The following is a 19,952-nucleotide window of genomic DNA, read 5'->3' as shown; positions in this document are numbered from 1 at the left end:
CTAGCTTTACAAAAAATAATAATGAAACGCAACTTTATTAATTGTAGAAACCCCAGTTACGGATTATCCAAGGCAATAAAACTTAGAAATAGAAGGCTTTTTTTGCTGCATGGAATATGAAATTAATGTTGAAAAAATATGTACCATAAAATTTATTGGCGATCTGTGCCGAGTATGCTCAATCTCAAACTTATTTTTCAAACAACCAAAAACTGTTTCAATAATCGACCTTTTTCTCAATAAAATCTTCTCTTTTAGTGAAATTAGTGCATTTTTCATACCTTTTTTCACTTTAGTGATGAGTTTTAGACCTCTATCCAAAGAGTTTCTCAAAGAGCTCCTTCTTGATATAACCTTTATCTCCAAACAAAAGTCCTGTCAATTTTTTAGTCAAATTTGGTACAGGTTTTCTGTCATCAACGCTGCCTTTAGTTAGCGTAATACCTTGAATTTCGCATATTTCATTGATTACCAGATGCAATTTAAAACCAAAAAACCACCCATAGGTAGTCTTTCCTATATTTGCCAACTCTTTGAAAACTTTATTTTTTGAGATCCTTTTTGTGTGGCAAACAGCGATTGCAGTTGTATCAATATAGGAAATTTCAGTAATTTTCGCTTGCTTGCAGAACCACTGCAAAAGCATTGCTAAATACCATAAAACCCGCGATTTTAGAGCAACAAACCTATGATATGAAGGGAGTTTAGAAAACTCAGAACTGTACAATAATTTAAGATAATTCAAGTAAAAAAACTTGAAATTTTTGCACGGCGATTTGTGGTAAAGTAAGATTATAGTAAGTATTTCTGGTACAGTAATTTCAGGTATTCTTGTTGTTTTTTTGCTACTTGATAGAAGCCTTTCTGAAAACTTTTCATCAGCAACGCAACAAAAATCTTCTATAAAACAGTAAAATATCTTTTTTCATGGGTAACCTCTTAATTATTGCTAAAATACTTAAGTTTACCCTATTTCACTCTTTGTTACTTCTACTTTTATCTATTTTCTAATCCATAACTGGGGTTGTAAAGGAAAAATTACGTACAAAAATAAAGGCGTTAAATAAAGTTGCACGAGCTTCTAAATGAAAGAATTTGATTAAAGTTAATTACACTAATAAAAAAAGATTTTAACTCTACTTTGACTATAAACTTGCCTTAAAATTTTTTCAATTACCAAATGAATTGGTATTAATTTAATAACATATTTCACTAATAACCTAAATAATATAACCATTTCCAGCATTCAAAACCAAGGGCGGTGAGAAGTGTTTTTCTTGGGATGGCATGGTCTACCAAGTGATACGTTCAAATTTTTGTTTATAATAATTTTACTATACGCTAAAACTAACCATATTGGCTCACTTTCGCTAAATCTACATACGAACTAATTTGCCTGATTTTGTTGCAAAATTTTACATCTTTATTTTCACAATCCTGCTTTTATTTGAGCTGCTCTCACAAATGTATGTACTTTTTTGCGATTTTTAAAAGAGTAAATGATCAAATTTGTTGTAACGCTATAGAATCCAGTATTTTCTGCAAACTATAATATAGTTCAGTTAATATATTAGTAAAGTTGATAATTGTAAAATAATTTGTTATAATTGTTAATTAAATAACATTAGTAGGTAAAAATGATTTTCAGTCAGTATGTTGAAGGCAACAGATTACATTTGTATGATAAAAAAGTAGATATCAATAATTTGATAAGCTATTTGCAAGAGAACAAAAATATTAAAGAACTTTCTCTCGGTTCGTGTCAGATTGGTAACGAAGGAGCAAAAGCTTTAGCTAATCTTACAAACCTTACTCAACTTGATTTAAGTTACAATAATATTGATAAAGAAGGAGCAAAAGCTTTAGCTGATAGTAACCTTACAAACCTTACTCAACTTAATTTAAATTACAATCAGATTGGTAAAGAAGGAGCAGAAGCTTTAGCTGATAGTAACCTTACAAACCTTACTCAACTTAATTTAAGTTACAATCAGATTGGTAACGAAGGAGCAAAAGCTTTAGCTAATCTTACAAACCTTACTCAACTTGATTTAATTGGCAATCAGATTGGTAACGAAGGAGCAAAAGCTTTAGCTAATCTTACAAACCTTACTCAACTTGATTTAATTGGCAATCAGATTGGTAACGAAGGAGCAAAAGCTTTAGCTAATCTTACAAACCTTACTCAACTTGGTTTGCAATTTAACTATATTGATGCAGAAGGAGCAAAAGCTTTAGCTGATAGTAATCTTACAAAACTTACTCAACTTGATTTAAGTGTCAATAAGATTGGTAACAAAGGAGCAAAAGCTTTAGCCGAATCTGAGAAATACTGCGAATTCATAGATAAAATTACTCATATAAAAGGTAATAACGAACCTATGGGTTTTTGTAAACGTCTGAAAAAATCATGGTCTCAAGCAAGAGCAAAATCTAACAGTAATGTTAGCAAGCTAGATGAAAGCACTATAAGGAGTTTGTTTTTTGATCTTGCACAACGCGGTTATACAGGGGGAATAAAGGTTTTGCTGGATGACTATGATAAATATCCTTTTCTAATTAATTCAAGAGATGAGCAAGGGCATACACTATCTCATTTCTATAATCACGACCCTGGAATGCAAAGGTTTTTCTTTGAACGTGGTATGATACCTAAACAAAGACCTGAACAAAAAAGAGATGACTTGCGCATTGTACAAGACCGTCAATCTGTCCATGCAAATCAAGCAGTTAAAAAAACAAACTTTCTTGCTAAAAAACTGGTTGAATCGACGAAAGAAGATGAAGAACAGTTAAAGCAAGCAGCGACTTCTTACGTAGAAAGTATAGAACTACTTAAACAATATCAGAATGATCCAATAAGACTAAATCTTCTTAGTGTAGATGACAAAGAAAAAAGAAGTGTGATGGAGAAAACATTAGGTGGTAATCCTGTACCAAATGACAAAGAGTTTATAAAAACTGTAATCGACCAAGCTAAAGATGCATTAAACACTAAATACTTAAGGAAAAATCAATTTGGTGAATATGACCAAGGATATCCTACAGAACCATTACAATATGATTATAAGAGAGATGATGCAAAGATTACTATACCTGAATCTATAGGCCGTATAAAACTACTTATTGATAATTTTTCCATTCCATTGAAAGAAAAAAAAGAATTGCTAGTTACTCTCATGGCACAAAACAAAGATTTAGTAATGAGCAAACTCTCTGCAGTAAAAAGAGAACTTGGAGATTTCGATAAAGAACAACTTGATAAAACGAAACTACATACATTGTTAAATGATATAGACGACAATAAAAAAGTAGATGTGTTATTTAAAGAAATCAGTGATCTAGATATAGAAAAGATCTGGAGAGAGCAAAAAGAGTTCATTCTTCTAAAACAAATATATATAGCGTCAACAACATATGGTGAAGGTAGCAGTGCCTGCATTCAAGGCACATGGACCCAAATTATTAATAGTATAGACGAAATTAGCTCTGAGATCTTGGAACAATATGATCATTATTTAGAAGAAGAACAAAAACTAGAAGCACAGAAAGTTGTTATTACAGAAGAGAACATTAAACCATTTCTGGAAGATTTGGCTAAGAATCTAGTTCAACATGTGGAATCTCATCCAGAATTGAAAGAAGCTCTTAAAGATTTTGCTGTGTGCAATGTAGATATTGATAAGCCTGAAGAAATTACCTTTGAACGGCAAAAAATTTTAGCAGAGATAAATAAATATTTTTATGAAAATATTAAAGAGGCTTTACCGAATTACGATAGAAATATACCAAATAATGATGAATACAAACTTATCATCGAGAAACTGCCAGAGATAAAAGTAATGCAAGATTTTGCACAAGATCCATCTAATCAGCAGGAGAATACCATAAGAGAAACGGAAGCTCAAATTGATGAGAATAGTGAGGATAAGTTTTTTGATGCAGAAAATTATAATAAAAGTCGTGCAACTATTAGAGAAAGCGACACAGATGAAGAACCGTTAGTTCCAGAAAGGTTATACTCAGAAACTTCAGTTGTAGCAACAGATCAAACAAATGGTATTCAAAATAATAATCAACAGCCGAGTAATTTAAATAATGATGCTCCACGAAGTAAAGAAAAAAATAAACTGCCTACTGTATGTGCTTTCACATTAGCAATAGCTGGAATTGTTTCAGGGATAGCTATTGCAGTTTACTCAGGAATGTTAGCGGTAGGAATAGCAGTTGGAGTTTGTTGTCTAATTGCTGCTGCAGTCATATACTGTTGTAATAGTCCTTCAAATTTACTTAAAGATAGCAATGTTGAAATTGTAGTGAATCAAATAACAGTGAAATGATTATAACTCAAGGTAAGGAGAAATAGCAGGAGGGTTGAGTTTGCTATCTATAAAAGGGAATGTTCAAAAAAGTGTGTCAAGCCGCATTTTTAGTTCAACTCAATTTTCAATCTATCTGGAAAGAAAATATCAAGTTGAGACATAGTTAAAGCCCAATTAGGTAGAGCCATAATCCACTTTTGCTCTACCTTTTTTATAGCACAATATACCTGTTTGTACAAGGCATTTGTACTAGTAAATGAACCCTTAGTTTTAGTAAATTTCCTGATTTGTCTATGCAACCCCTCAATTGGATTAGTGGTGTAAATCAGCTTCCTAACTGGCCCAGAATACTTAAAATAACTGGATAAGTTTTCCCAATTGTTCTGCCAGGATTTTATAACTAAAGGATACTTTTCTCCCCATTTTTCTTCCAGCTCAAGAAGATAATTCTCAGCAATTTCTTTACTTGAAGCACGATATATTTTTTTCAGATCATTCATGAAAACTTTCACTCGATACATATTTCAGTGAATTTCTTATCTGATGTACTATACATTTCTGCTTTAGGAAATACGCTATTTATAGCTGTAGGAAAGCTTTTTAACACAAGCTATCAGAATATCATCTACTCCTCTCTCCTTTAGGTCATTTATAGCCCTTCTCATAATAGTCCAAAAAGAGTAAGATATGGATTGATAGTAGTGGAAGGTAAGGATGCCAGTAGCATATAGTTATAAAAAAGCAATGGAAGCACTAGAAGAAGGAGAAAGCAGGGAAACGGTGGCAGCAAGATTTAAAATTGGAAGAAGTACGTTATGGGAGTGGCAGCAAAGAAGAAAAGAAACAGGAGATTTTCAGTCAAAAAAGCCTGGAAGCGTGGCATAAAATTACCGACTGGAATTCATTTGCCGAATTTGCAAATGAGCAAGGTGGCAAAACTCAGTCAGAGATGCTGGGGCAATATTAGTAGACAAACAATTCATCGAGCACTTAAAAATATAGGATTCACAAGAAAAAAAAGACCTACGGATATAAAGAAAGAAATGAAGAAAAGCGAGCTCAATTTTCAAAGGTTATAGCAACAAAAGAACCTAAAGAATTAGTGTATATAGATGAGTCTGGACACTGAACCTATGGGTATTGCCAGAAAGGACAGCGGTTTTATGCCCTAAAATCTGGGAAGAAAACTCAACGAATTAGCATGGTTGCAGCCTTAAGTGGAAGAAAAATAATTGCTCCGTTAACCTTTGAAGGCCACTGCAATATGGATATCTTTAATAAATGGTTTGAGCAGTTTCTGACACCGATTTTGGAACCTGGACAAACTGTTATCCTTGATAATGCTACTTTTCATAAGTCTAATAAGATTTGCTAAAGGAGTTGGTGCAGAAATTTTATATCTTCCTCCATATTCTCCAGATTTTAACAAAATTGAACATTATTGGTTTGCTATAAAAAACAGAACCAGGAAAAACATTCCTTTATTCAAATCTTTTCGTCATGCTGTCGATTCTTCTTTCTTATGACCTTTTTGGACTATTATGGGAAGGGCTATAATTTTGTGATTATAACCTCCATTTCCAAGTTTTTTTGACTGAAAATCTCCTGTTTCTTTTCTTCTTTGCTGCCACTCCCATAACGTACTTCTTCCAATTTTAAATCTTGCTGCCACCGTTTCCCTGCTTTCTCCTTCTTCTAGTGCTTCCATTGCTTTTTTATAACTATATGCTGCTGGCATCCTTACCTTCACTACTATAAAACCTTATTTTACCTCGTTTGGACTATTATGAAAAGAGCTATACTTCTCGGTTTGACACAGTTTATTTAACACTCCCGAGAAATAAGATTATGCTATTTTTTTAATGAAATTTCTTGAGTGGTAGATTATTTTTTACAGCTCTAGCTGAGGTAGCTGTCACTACCTGAAATGTAACAAATAAAATACCAATCTTAAATATTGCTATATTTCACGATAGTTTCTCAACTTGACGCACATGCTTTTGGAACATTCTCATTTGTCAAATAGTTTCTGGCATGCTACACAATCTGTAATGCAGGTTTTAACTTACTTTTACGCAATATTGATCATTCTTGAAAAGCAATCTAACATTTTCTATTCCTTGATTACGAAGCTTTGATGCAGCTGATTTAGCTACTTGAGCGTTTACAAAAAATGCTACATATCCCTTACTTTCTGCATTGTTTTGTTTTGGGTGACGTTTCTGCATTTCTTTTTCATATTGCCTTTTGTAATGAGGAGTATTTTGTATCAATTGTTCTGACCTCTTTCTTAAGTACTCGACTTTTACCTTCGCAAGCCCAGACTTATGAAGTCCTAAAACTTGTGCTGCTTTTTCTGACAAGTCTATTATTCTACCTTCAACAAATGGCCCTCTATCATTAACTCTTATAACAAGCTTTCTTCCATTTTCTAAATTAGTAACACGAACAAAGCAGGGTAGGGGCAAGGTCTTATGTGCTGCAGAAATCAAGTGACGATTAAACACTTCACCGTTGGCTGTAATTGTGCCATGATCTTCTATTCCATACCACGATGCTATTCCTACTTCTTCGTAACAGCTACAGTATTTTGGGTGGTAGGTGATACCATTTATTGTATAGCTATTGCCAATTTTATAATGACCTGCAGTGTGATTACACCTATTGCTAAAACTACAACTACTCATCAAAACGAATATTAGACATAGAAAGGCTAGTTTTTTTATCATTGTACTTAGTGAAATGGTTCGATACCATGAGGATTTTAAATTATACTATAATAAATTTAGTAATAAGTAAACGTCTACTGCCAAATATGCACAGCACTAAAAAAGGTTCTGTCGCATCTATAAACCATAGGAAAGAAGATCATTAAAGGTGGGATTATAGGAGTTATGAAGCCATTAACATAGCAAAATTCTCAAAAGTAGAAACATTATTTTAATAATTTGTCTTTTTTGAATCATACGAATATTTTCTATGCCTGTGATGGTAATCTTTGCGGAATGGAAGCTTTTAAACCCAAGCATTGGCTTTATTAGTTTTTTGATAAATCTATCAACAATATTATTTAGATATTTTATTTGAAGAACTGTAATCTTCAGAAATTTCTGCATTCAAATCATCAAGAGCAGCAGTATTACTGCCGCTTTTATCAATTACAATTTTCTCAGGAAGATAGTTACTCCTGAAGGCTTTATGAAAGAATGCAAGTGCTGCAGACTTGTCTCTACTAACACACAAGTCTACAGTATATAAATAAACCCATTTACCGTTTAATTTAATGTAAGTCTCTCCAACTACTACCAACCTGCTTCTTTCTTTTCCTTACTGCCTCATCTATCAGTGGTGATAACCCACCTTTGTAACGTAGCATTTTGCTCCCCTTATACTCATCATTTCTTCCAAATCTCGATAGCTCAAAGAGAATCGACATTTCATGTATACAGATAACATCCGCTGAAAAGCTAAATCCTTTGAAATATGGCAACAATTTTTGATTGATACGAAACATCTTTGCTTTTTTTTTAGACAATTATATCATTCTTCTTTCTACTTCCCTACAAATGCGACAGAACCCTTTGTAGTACTCTCTCAATTTCTTCTGTAAGTTTTTTACCATTATTCATAAAATATACTCCTCGTTAATAACAAATTGTTTTTAATTATTTACTGCTGTTTTTTATCAGCATTGGCATAAGGCCATAGCTTTCGAGTGAAGTCAAATCAATTTTTCAATCTTTTTTACTTATTTTTTCATCAAGAAATTAAGATATTAACAGATGCTTATTTTATCTAATTGAAAATTAATTCTTTATGTAAAAGAAGTTGTTACTATTTTAGAAATAACATCAGTAGAAAAACCTAACTTGAGTAAATTATTTGCAACTTTCATTTCCTCTACTTTATCAATCTTCTCTTTGTAAATTTGCTTTCTTTGCAATAAAAATTCTACCCATATATTCAGTTCATCTAGTGATTCTTGATTATCAATTTTTCTATATTCTCTTGCCCAACTTAATAATTCATTTTCTGCTTCACCATCTTTGCAATCATTTTCTTTATATTCCTTTATCAAATCTTCAACATCCACTGATAATTCTCTTGCTATTTTCCATAACCTTTCACTTAAAATCGTAACACTCCCTTGCTCGTAGTGATGTATCTGTGAGGGTCCTATATTAAGCTTTTTTGCTAATTCTTCTTGCGTATAGCCTCTTCCACTTTTTTATCTCTTGTCCTCTGTTTGGCTCGTATCTCTCTTTATCAGCATATTCTTCGGTTGATAAGCCTGTTGCTTGATAGATAATCTCAGTATCAAGCCCTACCTTAACTAGATCCTTTGCAATTTTTATTCTTGCTGCTTTTATATTACTTTCTTCCTCAGTTCGGATAGATTTGGTTAATGCATAAATTGCTTTGCGTCCTTCTATTCTTTTGTATTTTTCTATGAAATTATACATTTCCTGGATCTTAGCTTTATCAAAACAACTGTTTTCTTTTAGTACTTTTTGTCTTGGAAAGAGATTTCTAATAGGGATTGATAACGACTCTGCTAGGATTTTTAGCCTTCCAATTGGAATGCCACATGCTCCTTGCTCATATCTTAGCAGTGTATGATAGTTTATGCCTGCCTTGTCTGCTAAGTTTTTCAGGGTATATTTTTGTTTTAACCTCCAGCTCCTTACTTTTTGTGCTATCTGGTACCTTATCGAGGTATTTGTCATAAATATTATACAGGTTAATACTACCAAATAAAGATATACAAAAGGGATGCTTCTTTCTATGTTTGAATTTTAGTTGAATATTTCTTCACAATTGTGTATAATTATTAATGCTTTTTAAGTGGATTTTCTATGGCTCTCTCAAGATTTTTAGATCCTAAGCTTGATTTAACATTTAAGAAAATTTTTGGTACTGAAAAAAATAAGAATATCCTTATCCACTTTTTGAATGATATTTTGGGGTTTACTGAAATAAATACTATACAAGAAGTTGAATTCCTTAGCACCATTATGGACCCTGAAATTGCCTCTGATAAGCAGAGTATTGTCGATGTTCTGTGCAGAGATTCTACTGGGGCCAGATACGTGATTGAGATGCAACTCGCTCGTGATAAAGGCTTCGAAAAACGGGCTCAATTATATGCTGCTAAGGCTTACTCAAGGCAGGCTGATAAAGGTGGTAAGTACATTGATTTAAAGAAGGTTTTCTTTATTGCTATTTCTAACTGTAATTTATTTCCTGATAAGCTTGATTATATATCTAGCCATACCATAAGAGATGAAAAAACTAACGAGCATGACTTAAAAGATTTTCAATTTATTTTCATTGAGTTACCAAAGTTTCCTAAGAGTAGAGAAGAGCAGCTAGAAAATGTAGTAGATCGTTGGCTATTTTTCTTCAAATATGCAGAAGAAACGACCGATGAAGATTTAAGAAAAATAGCAGAAAAATCACCAATAATAAAGCTAGCATATGATGAATTAGACAAGTTTCATTGGAATGAGAAGGATCTAGTGGCTTATGAAGAAAGAGTAATGGATTTACAGAAAGAAGCTGCTATCTTGGAACAAAAACTCGATGATGCTAAACTAGAAGGTAGACAAGAAGGCATCCCAATCGGCCATAAAAAAGGTAAAGCGGAAGGTAGGGAAGAGGGCGAAAAACAGGCTAAATAGCAGTGGCAAAAAATTTACTTGAAGCTGGTGTATCTATTGACTTAATAGCTGAATCTACTGGTCTTCCTCAAGCTGACATTACACAACTTAAGGAAGAAATTTTTTAGTGTCCCCCTTCGGGGATTGTCCCGCCTTGAGGCGAAGGACAAGTTACAATAGTCGCGTATGCGACGTTATGGGTATAATGCACACTCTAAGTACGATATGAAAGTACACTTGGTATGATATCGCAAAAGGGTGCTAATAGGCCAAATTGCTGTTAGAGTTAGGGAGCTGTTAAGGCAGGTTACTATGGAAAATGAGATCCAAATTATCTCAGGCAAAGTTGCAGTAGATCATATTCATATGTTTATATCATATAAACCACAGCAAAGTGTTAGTAAAATTGTACAACTTTTGAAAGGAACAAGTTCAAGGTTGCTGATGCAAGATTTTGCAAGTCTAAGTAAGCAATTTTGGGGCAGGCACCTTTGGGCACGTGGATATTGAGCCGTAAGTTCTGACAGACGAGGTTATACAAGAGTACATATCTATCCAGGAAGGCGGGAGTGTTAAATAAACTGTGTCAAACCGAGAAGTAAAGTAATAAATTGATAAAAAAATGGAGGTTTGACAATGAGTCAAGCAAACACAACTACCGGTTTGGTAGACTATAAAGAATTAGAAACAAATATCTTATCATCTATACGAGAAGGAAGATACCGTCTTGTCAGTCAACAAGAAAATTATAGAAATTGAATCTTAAGCTGTATTACGAAATCAAAAAATACTTTCTATCAACATATACACTAACCAACTACATTAAATAAATTTGTGTAAAATGCTATTTTACATAAGATAGAAAGTACGCATTTTTTGATTTTAAAGTACTAAATTCTCCTCCAACCGCTTTGCCCTGTAATTCTTGATATGGTCAGGATTAAAAGCACTTTTGGATTTTAGAACACCGAAAATGATATGGAGTAGCTTACGCATTGCAGCACCAACGATAGCCATATTATGCTTACCCTTTTCCTTTAATCTCTGGCAAAAACTAATAATGATAGGATTGTGATTCTTAGCTACTATAGCAGGAAAGAAAAGTGCTTTACGTAATGTTTGTGAACCGGATTTACTTAATCTGGGTTTGGCATATACAGAGGAACCTGACGTCATATTTCGTGGTATAACTCCTGTATATGCTGCCAATTGCCTGGCATCTCTAAAAACCTCTATGTCAGGAACTTCAGCTAAAATAGCTATTGCTGATTCTTCTCCTATTCCTGGAATAGTCAATAGAAGTTGAAAATTTTCCAACAATTCTTTATGTTGATTTAATAGTTCACGTACGGAGTTTTTTATTGTTTCTATTTTTTGAGCTATATTCATTGCAAGGTCTTCCCAAGCACTTGCAACTTCTTTAAGCAGTCTCTCTTTTTTTTCTAAGTGGTTATTTACTAATGTTAACTCATCTTTTAACGCAACTGAGCAACGATAAAGATGTTTTAATTTTTTCATTTCAGGAGAAGGTGGTGTCCAACTAGAAGGTTCCTGTCTTTGGCAATAATCAGCAATAACTTCTGCATCGGTCTGATCATTCTTTTGTCGTATCAGCTTACTCCTTGCATAAGATTTTATGCAATAAGGATTTACAACACTAACAGAATGTCCAGCGTTGTGCAGAAACTCAGCCAAAGCTTCGCTATAACAACCAGTAGCCTCCATGCAGGCTTTTACTTCTTCTACATTATGTTTTTGTAGAAAGCTAAGTAAACCTTGAAACCCAGAATCCTCGTTTTTAAAACTCCTTTTTCTAGTTTCACATCTTCCTTTTTTGCTTATGAACGAGAGAAAAACATCAAAGCGATCTTTCGATACATCTATACCTAAAAAGTTGTTGATCATATATAACCCCATGCGTTACCATTAAAAATGAAAAGTAAGGCTAGTCTTGTGAATACAGAATTAGAACCATTTAGGTTTTTCTACGATACCGTCCAGCCTGTACTCTTGAGAAGAGAACTCTTATCTACCTTACAGATTTTATATCTAAGACCACTGACAGAGTTCTTCTCTTCTCCATCTAATGCTTAAGCTTAAAACATTAGATGCTTTTTACAAGATACAAGACCATTGACGGAAAGAGATGGTGCATTAACACCGTTTGTAAAAAAACTGCTAGAGGGAAGGCGAGATAGAAAACCATTTGTCAGCTGAAAGCGAAAAAAACAACCGAAGAAATTCAAAGACTTTACGGACAAGTATTTGAACTATTGACACCAATAGATAGGGAAGGAAGCTTTGAGCCACAAGTAGTCAGAAAAAGGCAAACAACCGAACTTGAAGCAAAGGTTTTAAGTACATATGCCAGTGGCATGGGATATAGCATCGCATGTAGAAGAAATATAAAATATCTGCAGCAGAGATATCAAGTATTACTGACAAATTGTTACCGGTAATCAACGAATGGCGCAGTCGTCCGCTGCAATCTGTATATCCAATAGTGTTCATGGTTTTTTAAGGTCAAGGAGGACGGGCATTGTGTAAGCAAATGTATGTATAACATATTAGCAAAATGGCAGAAAAGAAGTTTTGGGTTTTTATTTGGCTGAAAGTGAAGTTCTGGTTGGAAGTACTAAATGACCTAAAGGAGAGAGGAGTAGATGATATTCTGATAGCTTGTGTTAAAAAGCTTTCCTACAGCTATAAATAGCGTATTTCCTAATGCAGAAATGTATAGTACATCAGATAAGAAATTCACTGAAATATGTATCGAGCAAAAGTTTTCATGAATGATTTGAAAAAAACATATCAAGTAGAGAAATAGCCGAAAATTATTTACTTGAATTGGAGGAAAAATGGGGAGAAAAATATACTTTAGTTTTGGGAGAATAATTGGGAAAATCTGTCTAGTTATTTTAAATATTCCGGCCCTGTAAGAAAGTTAATTTATACCACAAATCCTATTGAAGGGTTACATAGACAGATCAGAAAATTTACTAAAACTAAGGGCTCATTTACCAGCACAAATGCCTTGCATAAACAGGTATATTGTGCTATAAAGAAGGCAGGAGAGAAATGGACTATGCCTATACATGATTGGGCTTTTACTATCTCTCAACTTGATATCTTTTTTCCTGGTAGGTTAAAAATCGATTTGACACAGTTTATTTAACACTCCCGAAAATGCTACCACTGAACAACAAAATATTCAAGGACAGAGCATATAGCTACTTTTACCGTTATCCCAGTGTTGTAAAACTGGGGTAACACCTTCCGCTACGCAAATCACCTACAAAACACAATCTTTTTATTCCCCCAAACAATTAGTTGTGAATTTAAGCAATCATATTAATATAGTAAATATTTACTTAATATACTAGTATTTACCTTGACTAAACAATTATAGTGCTGTATGATTTGTACTTAAGCTTTAATAGTGAGGTGTTGATGGACACACAAGAATTAGAAAACTTACAGAAAAGTTCATCAACAAAATCCCAAGATGCTGAGGAGAAAACATCAGAAGAGTTGGAAAGAAATTTAAACCTGAATGAAGCCAATAATAAAGGTCTAAGAGAAGTTGAGTTGAGAAGACAGAGAGTAGCTGAAACAAGTAAACTGGTTGGATCAATGATTGGAGCATTCTTAGGCACAATGATATATTCTAAAATCTATCAAGAATACGAGGGAGAAACATGGACAGAGTCATTAATGAATGGTTTTATAGCCGCTGTTTCTTTGGGATTTGGCTTCCTTCTAGGAAAAATAATTAATCCTACAAATGAAGCTGTTTCTACAAATCTGGAAAACGCTGCTGTTGAACAACCCAATGTGCAACAAACCCTACCCTTATGTATATAAAATGACAAATTTTATAACTAAAAAAGTACTTCCCCATTTTCAAAGCACTGCATACAATAGAATTATATTGTAGTGCCTTATACTCATCCTGAGATATAGGAAAACAATCTATACAACATTTTAAGCTGGCTCAGAGCGCTGGCAAACCCAATACCATAATTTACAAGGAGGACTTATGAATAAGAAATTTCTCTATTCACCATTATCAATAAAAAGCATAGAAGAAAACGGAGTATTTTCTGGCTATGCGAGCGTTTTTAATATAGTTGATAAGCAAAATGATCTGATATTACCCGGAGCATTTAAGAACAACTTAAATAAAAGTCAGATAAAACTTCTTTGGCAGCACAACCCAAGTGAGCCTATAGGTAATATTACAGATATTTGCGAAAATGATGTTGGCCTATATATAACTGCACATTTGCTTTTTGGTATTCAAAAAGCAGAGGAAGCATATTTAATGCTAAAAACTGGAACTATTAACGGGCTTTCGATTGGCTATATACCGATAGAGTATGATGTTGATCATGAAAGCGGAGCTCGAGTGTTAAAACAAGTGGAGCTATGGGAAGTTAGTTTAGTCACTTTCCCTGCAAATTTGTCAGCTCAGGTAATCAATGTGAAGAATCATTACAATGAACAAGAAATGTTAGCAAGAGCAATAGAAAAAGCAAATTCTGTGCTTACGAACATGTGTATTTCTACTTAAAATCTATAAAAATTTTCACACAATTTAACATTTATATTATTACTTATTTAATAATTATATTAATATATATAACTTCAATACTTTAAAAATTAGGTAATTTTATGCTAAATGCTAACAATAAGGTTAATTACGAACCTAGTATTAAACAAAAGGAAAAAAAATACAGCTTATCCACTGTGCTTGCTTGGCTATATCTAAAAACAATCGGACGAATATTGCCAGGGAGATGGAATCAATGGGCAAAGAATATCCTACACCACAATAAAGTTATTGTGAATAATGGAGTTCAAACTGATGCTCCCGAAGTAGTAGATCAAAGTGTTCAAATTTCTGAAGTTGTAGCACAAGAGGTCCAAAGTAAAATAATTAGTGAAGGTAAAACTACATTTAAAGATACAGAAATTCAGACTGAATTTGTTGAGACAGAGGATAAGAATGAAAATATTAAAGGAGCAACTGGAAGGTGTAAGTCAGGCACTAGAGGTGTTCATTGGGCTCTATAATAATCAAGCAGAGTATATTGAAAATTTACAATTAGAGAGTGATTTTTTAAAAGAGGAAAAAGAACAATTAAACTCCTTAATTAAAAAACTTAAAGAGAGTTATAAAGAATTAGCAAAAGTTGCACGAAAAAGAGGAGAAGAATTTTTAGTACAGTTGAAGAAAAAGTCTGAAGAGATATTACGTTTGCAGAAAGAATTAACTGAGCGCAGTAAAGAATTTGCAAATAAAATAGAAATGCTCTCAGTAAGGTTAGAAGAAAAAGATGGGGAAATAGGTAGTTTAACGGAATTAAATAAAATATTAGAACAAGAGAAAAAGGAAATGGAGACTAAAAATAACGAACAAAAGCAAGTTATATCTGATCTAGAGAAAAGAATAAAAGAGCAAGAGGATTTAATAAAGTCATTTCATGAAAATAAAGATATAAATGAAACTGTGAAGAAAGAGAATGAAAACCTACGAGTGCAAAAAACAGAACTTGAGAATGAAGTTAGTAAGTTAAAAAACGAATTTGATACTAAAATAAAGCAATTAAATGAACAAAAAAAAGCAGAATTAGAACAAGCTAAGAAAAAAAATACTGAAGTAGAGGACCTTACAAGAGAATTGGAAAGTACTCAGCAACAATTAGAGCAAGAAAAGACTAATCTAAATACCATTGAAAAAAAGAAACAAGATTTAGAAAGTGAAATTAATGAATTGAAAGAACAAGCTAAGGGAAAAGATGCTGAAGTAGAGAATCTTAAACAACAATTAGAGAAAGAAAAGACTAATCTAAATACCATTGAAAAAGAGAAAAAAGAATTAGAAAGTAAGATTACTAGTCTACAAGAACAAGTACAGGCATTAGAAAAAAGTAAAGAGTGGGAATCAGCGGGAATAGATGATAGCTTAAAGGAAACTCATTCGAATCTGACAGAAATGTTAAAAGAAGAACTTGCAAAGCAAGAGAAGCAGATTAAGCAGTTACAAGAGGAACATAAGCAAGCAGAAAATCGATCGAAAATTGATATTACAAAACTACAGGAAGAAAATAAGTATCCGTTCAGAGGTGTGGTTTAAGAAACAACAGCTAGCAGGTTTTGAAAAGGGTTTAATTCCTTTTGTTTCCAAGTCAGATACAACGAAATTATCCGCTCAAGAAATCTATTCCCTCGCTCTGACTGTGCAAAATATGAATTCTTACGATAGACAACATAATGCCGTATCTGTCGCTCAACATGGTTATTCGTTAATGGAATATTCTCTGGGTCATCCAAAAATGTCCACATCATTGACTCGGATTTTATAATACCCTTTACCGTTCGTGAAGCTCCTTTTGCTTCAAGTATATAAGATATTTTTATCATGCAGTACTGTATGTATCTTCGTAATTCTTTAGCTTGCTTAGTGAACTTTGAAATACTAATTTCATTTTCTGACAAAGCGTTTTTTAATACAAACAATCCATTAGCTGCGTCTTTTAAACAATGGCCAAGTCTCATTACTTCACTATTCCAACTATGAGATAACCTCTCGAAATTTCTCAATAAGTGAGCCCAACAAATTTGTCGTTTTTCATCACTGAAGTGGTTGTAAACTGCATATCTGTCAGTAATTACCAGGTTTTTGTAATCACAAAATGCACTATTCTTTAAAAATTTCATTCCTCTTGTATCTGCTAACTTCATAAGACTTGCTTTATTGTTGGCAAACATCCAGCACCATCCCAATTTGCCTTTGTTGTAGTGACTGGTTTCATCAATATGCAAAATTTCGCTTGCTTTTATTTCTTCCTCTATTTGTTCATAGGCTTCTTTACATTTTGACGAAACCCTTGCTTCACTATTGGACACACTACCAACACTTATACTCATGTTAAAGATGTCTTTCATAATATTCGCTATTTCTCGCTTTGAATTCTTATAAAACCCACTTAGTGATGCAACTACTGACTTAACTCTAGGACCAAAGGTATCCGGTGTAACTCCTTCTGGTAATTTGCTACTCCTTCTTTTTCCGCATTTACGACAGCGACCATGTTCTAATTGATACTCAACTACGTAAGGCTTAATTTCTGGTAAATCAACTTTTTGATAGACATATGGTTTTTCCGATATTGCGATTTCTTCACCACACTCGCATCTATTTGGTAACTCTACCTTCACCACCTCATCTGCTTCCATTTTAGCTCGGCAATTCCCCTTATGTCCAACTTGACCACCTATCTTCCTGCCGCCCTCTGACTTATCTTCTGGTGTGTCTTTTTTTATTTTGTACAGCTCTTTTGAACTTGGTAAAGATGAATTCCTTGAGTTTAAGCCGAGTCTCTCTCTTAGTTCAGCATTCTCTATTTCTAAGATTTTATTTTTTTCTTCAAGCTTTGCTACTTTCTGCTCTAAGTTTTTACATAACTCTACAATACTGATCAACAATTGAAGCATCTAGCCTTACTTTACTATCAACATTTTGTGTTATTACTACTTTAATATATTATGTCAATTGTTTTTTATCCTTGCCACACCTCTGAACGGATACGAAAATAAAGGTCTGTTAGCTGAAATAGATCAATTAAAGAGAAGCTTATCAAGCACGCCAAAGCAGTTGGAGCAACAGCAATTGTCAAATAATCAAGAACAACAAAAGTTACAAAACAAGCAAAAAGACGCTAGTAAAAAGCCAGAAGATATTAATAAAAAAACTAAAGCAGATACAAAGAGTATTTTTTCTACTTCTGGTTCTGTGAAGTTAAAATTTTCAAATACTTTATCTAAGCTTCGCGGGAATGACAGTCTCGATAAATTTTTATCTGATCAAAATACAAAGTTGAAAAAAAGTTTTCCTGAATTTGAAGGAAAACACTTTTGCCATAACGTGCTTGATGAAACTATAAAATCTTTATCAAATCAAGGTGATGGTAAATTTGAAAGTGATAAATTACTTGAGTTATTGAAAAGTAATTTGATGAAATCTGGAAGAGCGATTATAGAAATTAAGGTTAACACAGTTGTTGAAAAAGTTGGTAAAAAGCATTCTATCGAACAGGTAATTTTTGTTCAAGAGTGTGCAAAAGGGTTATATTTAAATGAAGAAGATAGTCAAGCAATAATAAGTTCCTTAATGGAATTTTTAGCTCACAAAAATAATAGCAATAATGATTCAGTCAAAAAATTTGTTGTGCAGAAGTTAACGGAAGCTGAAATGAAATGTTTTTCAGATAAGATTCAAGGATTACAACTAGCATCAAGCATACGAGATAAATTTTTATCTCCAGATCAGAAAATGTGCGTTCAAACTTCAAAAGAAAACAATGAATATGAATTAACAGATAAAGCTAAAAAAGAATACGAATTAACACCTAACTCTTCCATGCGTCACACTACTTCATCAAACATTCAGAGAGTAACTAGAGTAGGCTCTTAGCATAAAGTATCAGCTCCTCCTTTGTTAAAGTGTAGGAGCTGTCTTCCCAATGTTGTCGTAGCAATTCCAAGTTTCTACCTAAACTTTTCCCTGGTTGATGACCTATAGTTATTAAATCATCACCAGATAAAGGAAATTTTGGAATGTTAAACATCTTAGCAAATGAAATATACTCATCAACATTTATTTCAGACTCAATACCACAAATCTTCATTAAGTCACAATATAATTCCTTACCAAATAAAGATATGTATTTCTTTTGCTCTTTTTCTGAAAGCTCTGTTTTGATATTGTTTGATAATAAAAATAATATTTTTTTCTTTTGCTTATTTGAAAGACGTAAAAACTTGCTCACTTCTTCCCCAAGACTAACTCTATCTTCAGCAGTCCTAATAAGCAACGCTAATTTTGTTAGTGCATCGATTGTGGGATCTAGGAAAGGCGTATGGCCATACGCTGAGGGTTTTGTAGGAGGTTTAGTGTTGATAAGAAGTGGTGAAGATAAAATTTCGCATTTTACTTCTTTTGGAATAATTTTTTGTAAAACATCAGATTTTTGCATGCTCTTAAGTGTTGGAGCAGGATCATTGCATTCCAAGAGTTTAAATATTTCTTCTCTTATTCTCTCTCCAGAGAGGTTTTGAATCATGTGCGAATGCTTTTTGCACACATCCAATATTTCATCACTTAAATCTCCTATGCATATTTTAGCGTGAAAACGAAACGCTCTTAAAATACGTAGATAGTCTTCCTTAATCCTATCTTCAGCGTTACCTATAAAGTTTAACTTTCGTGCTTTTAAGTCCTGAATGCCACCAAAGTAGTCGTATATATGGCCATATTTGTCTGCATAAAGAGCATTAAACGTAAAGTCGCGCCTTGAAGCATCAGCTTGCCAATCATTAGTAAATTCTACCTTCGCATGTCTACCGTCACACTTTACATCATGCCTTAGCGTTGTAATCTCAAAGGATCTTTTATTTAAAATCGCAGTAATAGTTCCATGTTTTAAGCCAGTTGGAATAGTTTTTATATTACGGAGTTTTAACGCTTTAACTGCTTGATTAGGCAGCAGATTAGTAGCAAGATCGATGTCGTGAATGTCACGCTGTAAAATTGAATCTCTAACACATCCACCAACAAGCCTTGCCTCACCACCAAATTTCTCTATGGCCTCAATAATTACACTAGTTTCGTGATCAATTTGCATTTAGGTTACACATACTGAAAATCATGTTACAAAAAATGCGAAACTTTTGCAAAAATCCTCATATAAAAATATATAGGCAGGAGAGTGGTAAAATAAGAGGGTAAAGTGATAGAGTAAGTCTACAACAAATCCAGTGCCTAGAAACTTATAAGTATAAAAGTAATGTTAAAATACAATGTTTTCGATGATTATAAAAAAGCTGGATGAGCCACTTGCATGACACCTTTGTAGCCTTCTCTTGTCATCCCAATACCTGCTCAAGTAACTGACACTGGTTCCCT

Annotated in this window: 13 protein-coding genes and 8 pseudogenes; 11 read left to right on the top strand and 10 right to left on the bottom strand. The window is 33.3% G+C overall.

Annotated elements, in window-relative coordinates:
• Positions 1–63: 63 nt before the first annotated feature.
• Positions 64–919 (bottom strand): annotated as a pseudogene (locus OPR42_RS06860) (IS982 family transposase).
• A 718-nt stretch (positions 920–1,637) separates the two neighbouring features.
• Between OPR42_RS06860 and OPR42_RS06855 the strand changes: the two are divergent.
• A complete protein-coding gene (locus OPR42_RS06855; protein ID WP_265042173.1) occupies positions 1,638–4,340 on the top strand; it encodes a TomO hydrophobic C-terminal domain-containing protein in 2,703 nt (900 codons plus the stop codon).
• An 89-nt stretch (positions 4,341–4,429) separates the two neighbouring features.
• Here the strand turns inward: OPR42_RS06855 and OPR42_RS06850 are convergent.
• Positions 4,430–4,975 (bottom strand): annotated as a pseudogene (locus OPR42_RS06850) (IS256 family transposase); the annotation flags it as partial.
• Between the two features lie 61 nt (positions 4,976–5,036).
• Between OPR42_RS06850 and OPR42_RS06845 the strand changes: the two are divergent.
• A pseudogene (locus OPR42_RS06845) lies at positions 5,037–5,848 on the top strand (IS630 family transposase).
• Positions 5,849–5,877: 29 nt separating this feature from the next.
• Here the strand turns inward: OPR42_RS06845 and OPR42_RS06840 are convergent.
• The 5 genes and pseudogenes from OPR42_RS06840 to OPR42_RS06820 form a co-directional block, all read right to left on the bottom strand.
• Positions 5,878–6,060, bottom strand: a pseudogene (locus tag OPR42_RS06840) (IS630-like element ISWpi11 family transposase); the annotation flags it as partial.
• Positions 6,061–6,382: 322 nt separating this feature from the next.
• On the bottom strand, positions 6,383–7,051 hold the full coding sequence (locus OPR42_RS06835) for a septal ring lytic transglycosylase RlpA family protein (protein WP_012481726.1): 669 nt from the start codon (positions 7,049–7,051) through the stop codon (positions 6,383–6,385).
• Positions 7,052–7,214: 163 nt separating this feature from the next.
• Positions 7,215–7,836, bottom strand: a pseudogene (locus tag OPR42_RS06830) (IS6 family transposase).
• Positions 7,837–8,136: 300 nt separating this feature from the next.
• Positions 8,137–8,502: a transcriptional regulator gene (locus OPR42_RS06825; protein ID WP_319803547.1), complete on the bottom strand. Its 366-nt coding sequence runs from the start codon at positions 8,500–8,502 to the stop codon at positions 8,137–8,139.
• A 1-nt stretch (position 8,503) separates the two neighbouring features.
• Positions 8,504–9,049 (bottom strand): helix-turn-helix domain-containing protein, encoded by a 546-nt coding sequence (locus OPR42_RS06820; RefSeq protein ID WP_265042172.1) that lies wholly within the window; start codon positions 9,047–9,049, stop codon positions 8,504–8,506.
• A 129-nt stretch (positions 9,050–9,178) separates the two neighbouring features.
• Between OPR42_RS06820 and OPR42_RS06815 the strand changes: the two are divergent.
• The 3 genes and pseudogenes from OPR42_RS06815 (at position 9,179) to OPR42_RS06805 (ending at position 10,741) form a co-directional block, all read left to right on the top strand.
• Positions 9,179–10,110 (top strand): annotated as a pseudogene (locus OPR42_RS06815) (Rpn family recombination-promoting nuclease/putative transposase).
• A 58-nt stretch (positions 10,111–10,168) separates the two neighbouring features.
• Positions 10,169–10,562, top strand: a pseudogene (gene tnpA / locus OPR42_RS08930) (IS200/IS605 family transposase).
• 56 nt (positions 10,563–10,618) lie between these two features.
• Entirely contained in the window at positions 10,619–10,741 is a 123-nt protein-coding gene (locus OPR42_RS06805) for a hypothetical protein (RefSeq protein ID WP_264375462.1), read from the top strand.
• A gap of 123 nt (positions 10,742–10,864) precedes the next feature.
• On the opposite strand, the gene OPR42_RS06800 is transcribed toward OPR42_RS06805, so the two are convergent.
• Positions 10,865–11,887, bottom strand: a complete 1,023-nt coding sequence (locus OPR42_RS06800; protein ID WP_264375440.1) for an IS110 family RNA-guided transposase — start codon at positions 11,885–11,887, stop codon at positions 10,865–10,867.
• Between the two features lie 219 nt (positions 11,888–12,106).
• On the opposite strand from OPR42_RS06800, the pseudogene OPR42_RS06795 reads away from it, so the two are divergent.
• The 5 genes and pseudogenes from OPR42_RS06795 to OPR42_RS06775 all read left to right on the top strand — a co-directional run.
• Positions 12,107–13,157, top strand: a pseudogene (locus OPR42_RS06795) (IS256 family transposase); the annotation flags it as partial.
• Positions 13,158–13,432: 275 nt separating this feature from the next.
• Entirely contained in the window at positions 13,433–13,846 is a 414-nt protein-coding gene (locus tag OPR42_RS06790; protein ID WP_264377900.1) for a hypothetical protein, read from the top strand.
• A gap of 175 nt (positions 13,847–14,021) precedes the next feature.
• Positions 14,022–14,555: an HK97 family phage prohead protease gene (locus tag OPR42_RS06785; protein ID WP_264374754.1), complete on the top strand. Its 534-nt coding sequence runs from the start codon at positions 14,022–14,024 to the stop codon at positions 14,553–14,555.
• A gap of 101 nt (positions 14,556–14,656) precedes the next feature.
• The gene (locus tag OPR42_RS06780; protein ID WP_265042171.1) at positions 14,657–15,058 is read left to right on the top strand and encodes a hypothetical protein; all 402 of its coding nucleotides are present in this window, start codon (positions 14,657–14,659) and stop codon (positions 15,056–15,058) included.
• The gene (locus OPR42_RS06775; RefSeq protein ID WP_265042170.1) at positions 14,991–16,121 is read left to right on the top strand and encodes a coiled-coil domain-containing protein; all 1,131 of its coding nucleotides are present in this window, start codon (positions 14,991–14,993) and stop codon (positions 16,119–16,121) included. The genes OPR42_RS06780 and OPR42_RS06775 overlap by 68 nt, the downstream gene beginning before the upstream one ends.
• Here the strand turns inward: OPR42_RS06775 and tnpC are convergent.
• Positions 16,118–17,470, bottom strand: a complete 1,353-nt coding sequence (gene tnpC, locus OPR42_RS06770; protein ID WP_264330462.1) for an IS66 family transposase — start codon at positions 17,468–17,470, stop codon at positions 16,118–16,120. The genes OPR42_RS06775 and tnpC overlap by 4 nt on opposite strands.
• Positions 17,471–17,540: 70 nt before the next feature.
• Between tnpC and OPR42_RS06765 the strand changes: the two genes are divergently transcribed.
• Positions 17,541–18,461 carry a hypothetical protein gene (locus OPR42_RS06765; protein WP_265042169.1) on the top strand — a complete coding sequence of 307 codons (921 nt, stop codon included), beginning with the start codon at positions 17,541–17,543 and terminating at the stop codon, positions 18,459–18,461.
• On the opposite strand, the gene OPR42_RS06760 is transcribed toward OPR42_RS06765, so the two are convergent.
• Positions 18,445–19,671 (bottom strand): CCA tRNA nucleotidyltransferase, encoded by a 1,227-nt coding sequence (locus OPR42_RS06760; RefSeq protein ID WP_265042168.1) that lies wholly within the window; start codon positions 19,669–19,671, stop codon positions 18,445–18,447. The two genes, OPR42_RS06765 and OPR42_RS06760, sit on opposite strands and share 17 nt — an antisense overlap.
• Between the last annotated feature and the right edge of the window lie 281 nt (positions 19,672–19,952).

The sequence above is a fragment of the Wolbachia endosymbiont (group B) of Melanostoma mellinum genome (genome assembly GCF_947251465.1).
Taxonomy (GTDB): Bacteria; Pseudomonadota; Alphaproteobacteria; order Rickettsiales; family Anaplasmataceae; genus Wolbachia.
The sequence above is the reverse complement of the archived record's forward strand: the minus strand, read 5'-3'. Positions and strand labels throughout refer to the sequence as shown.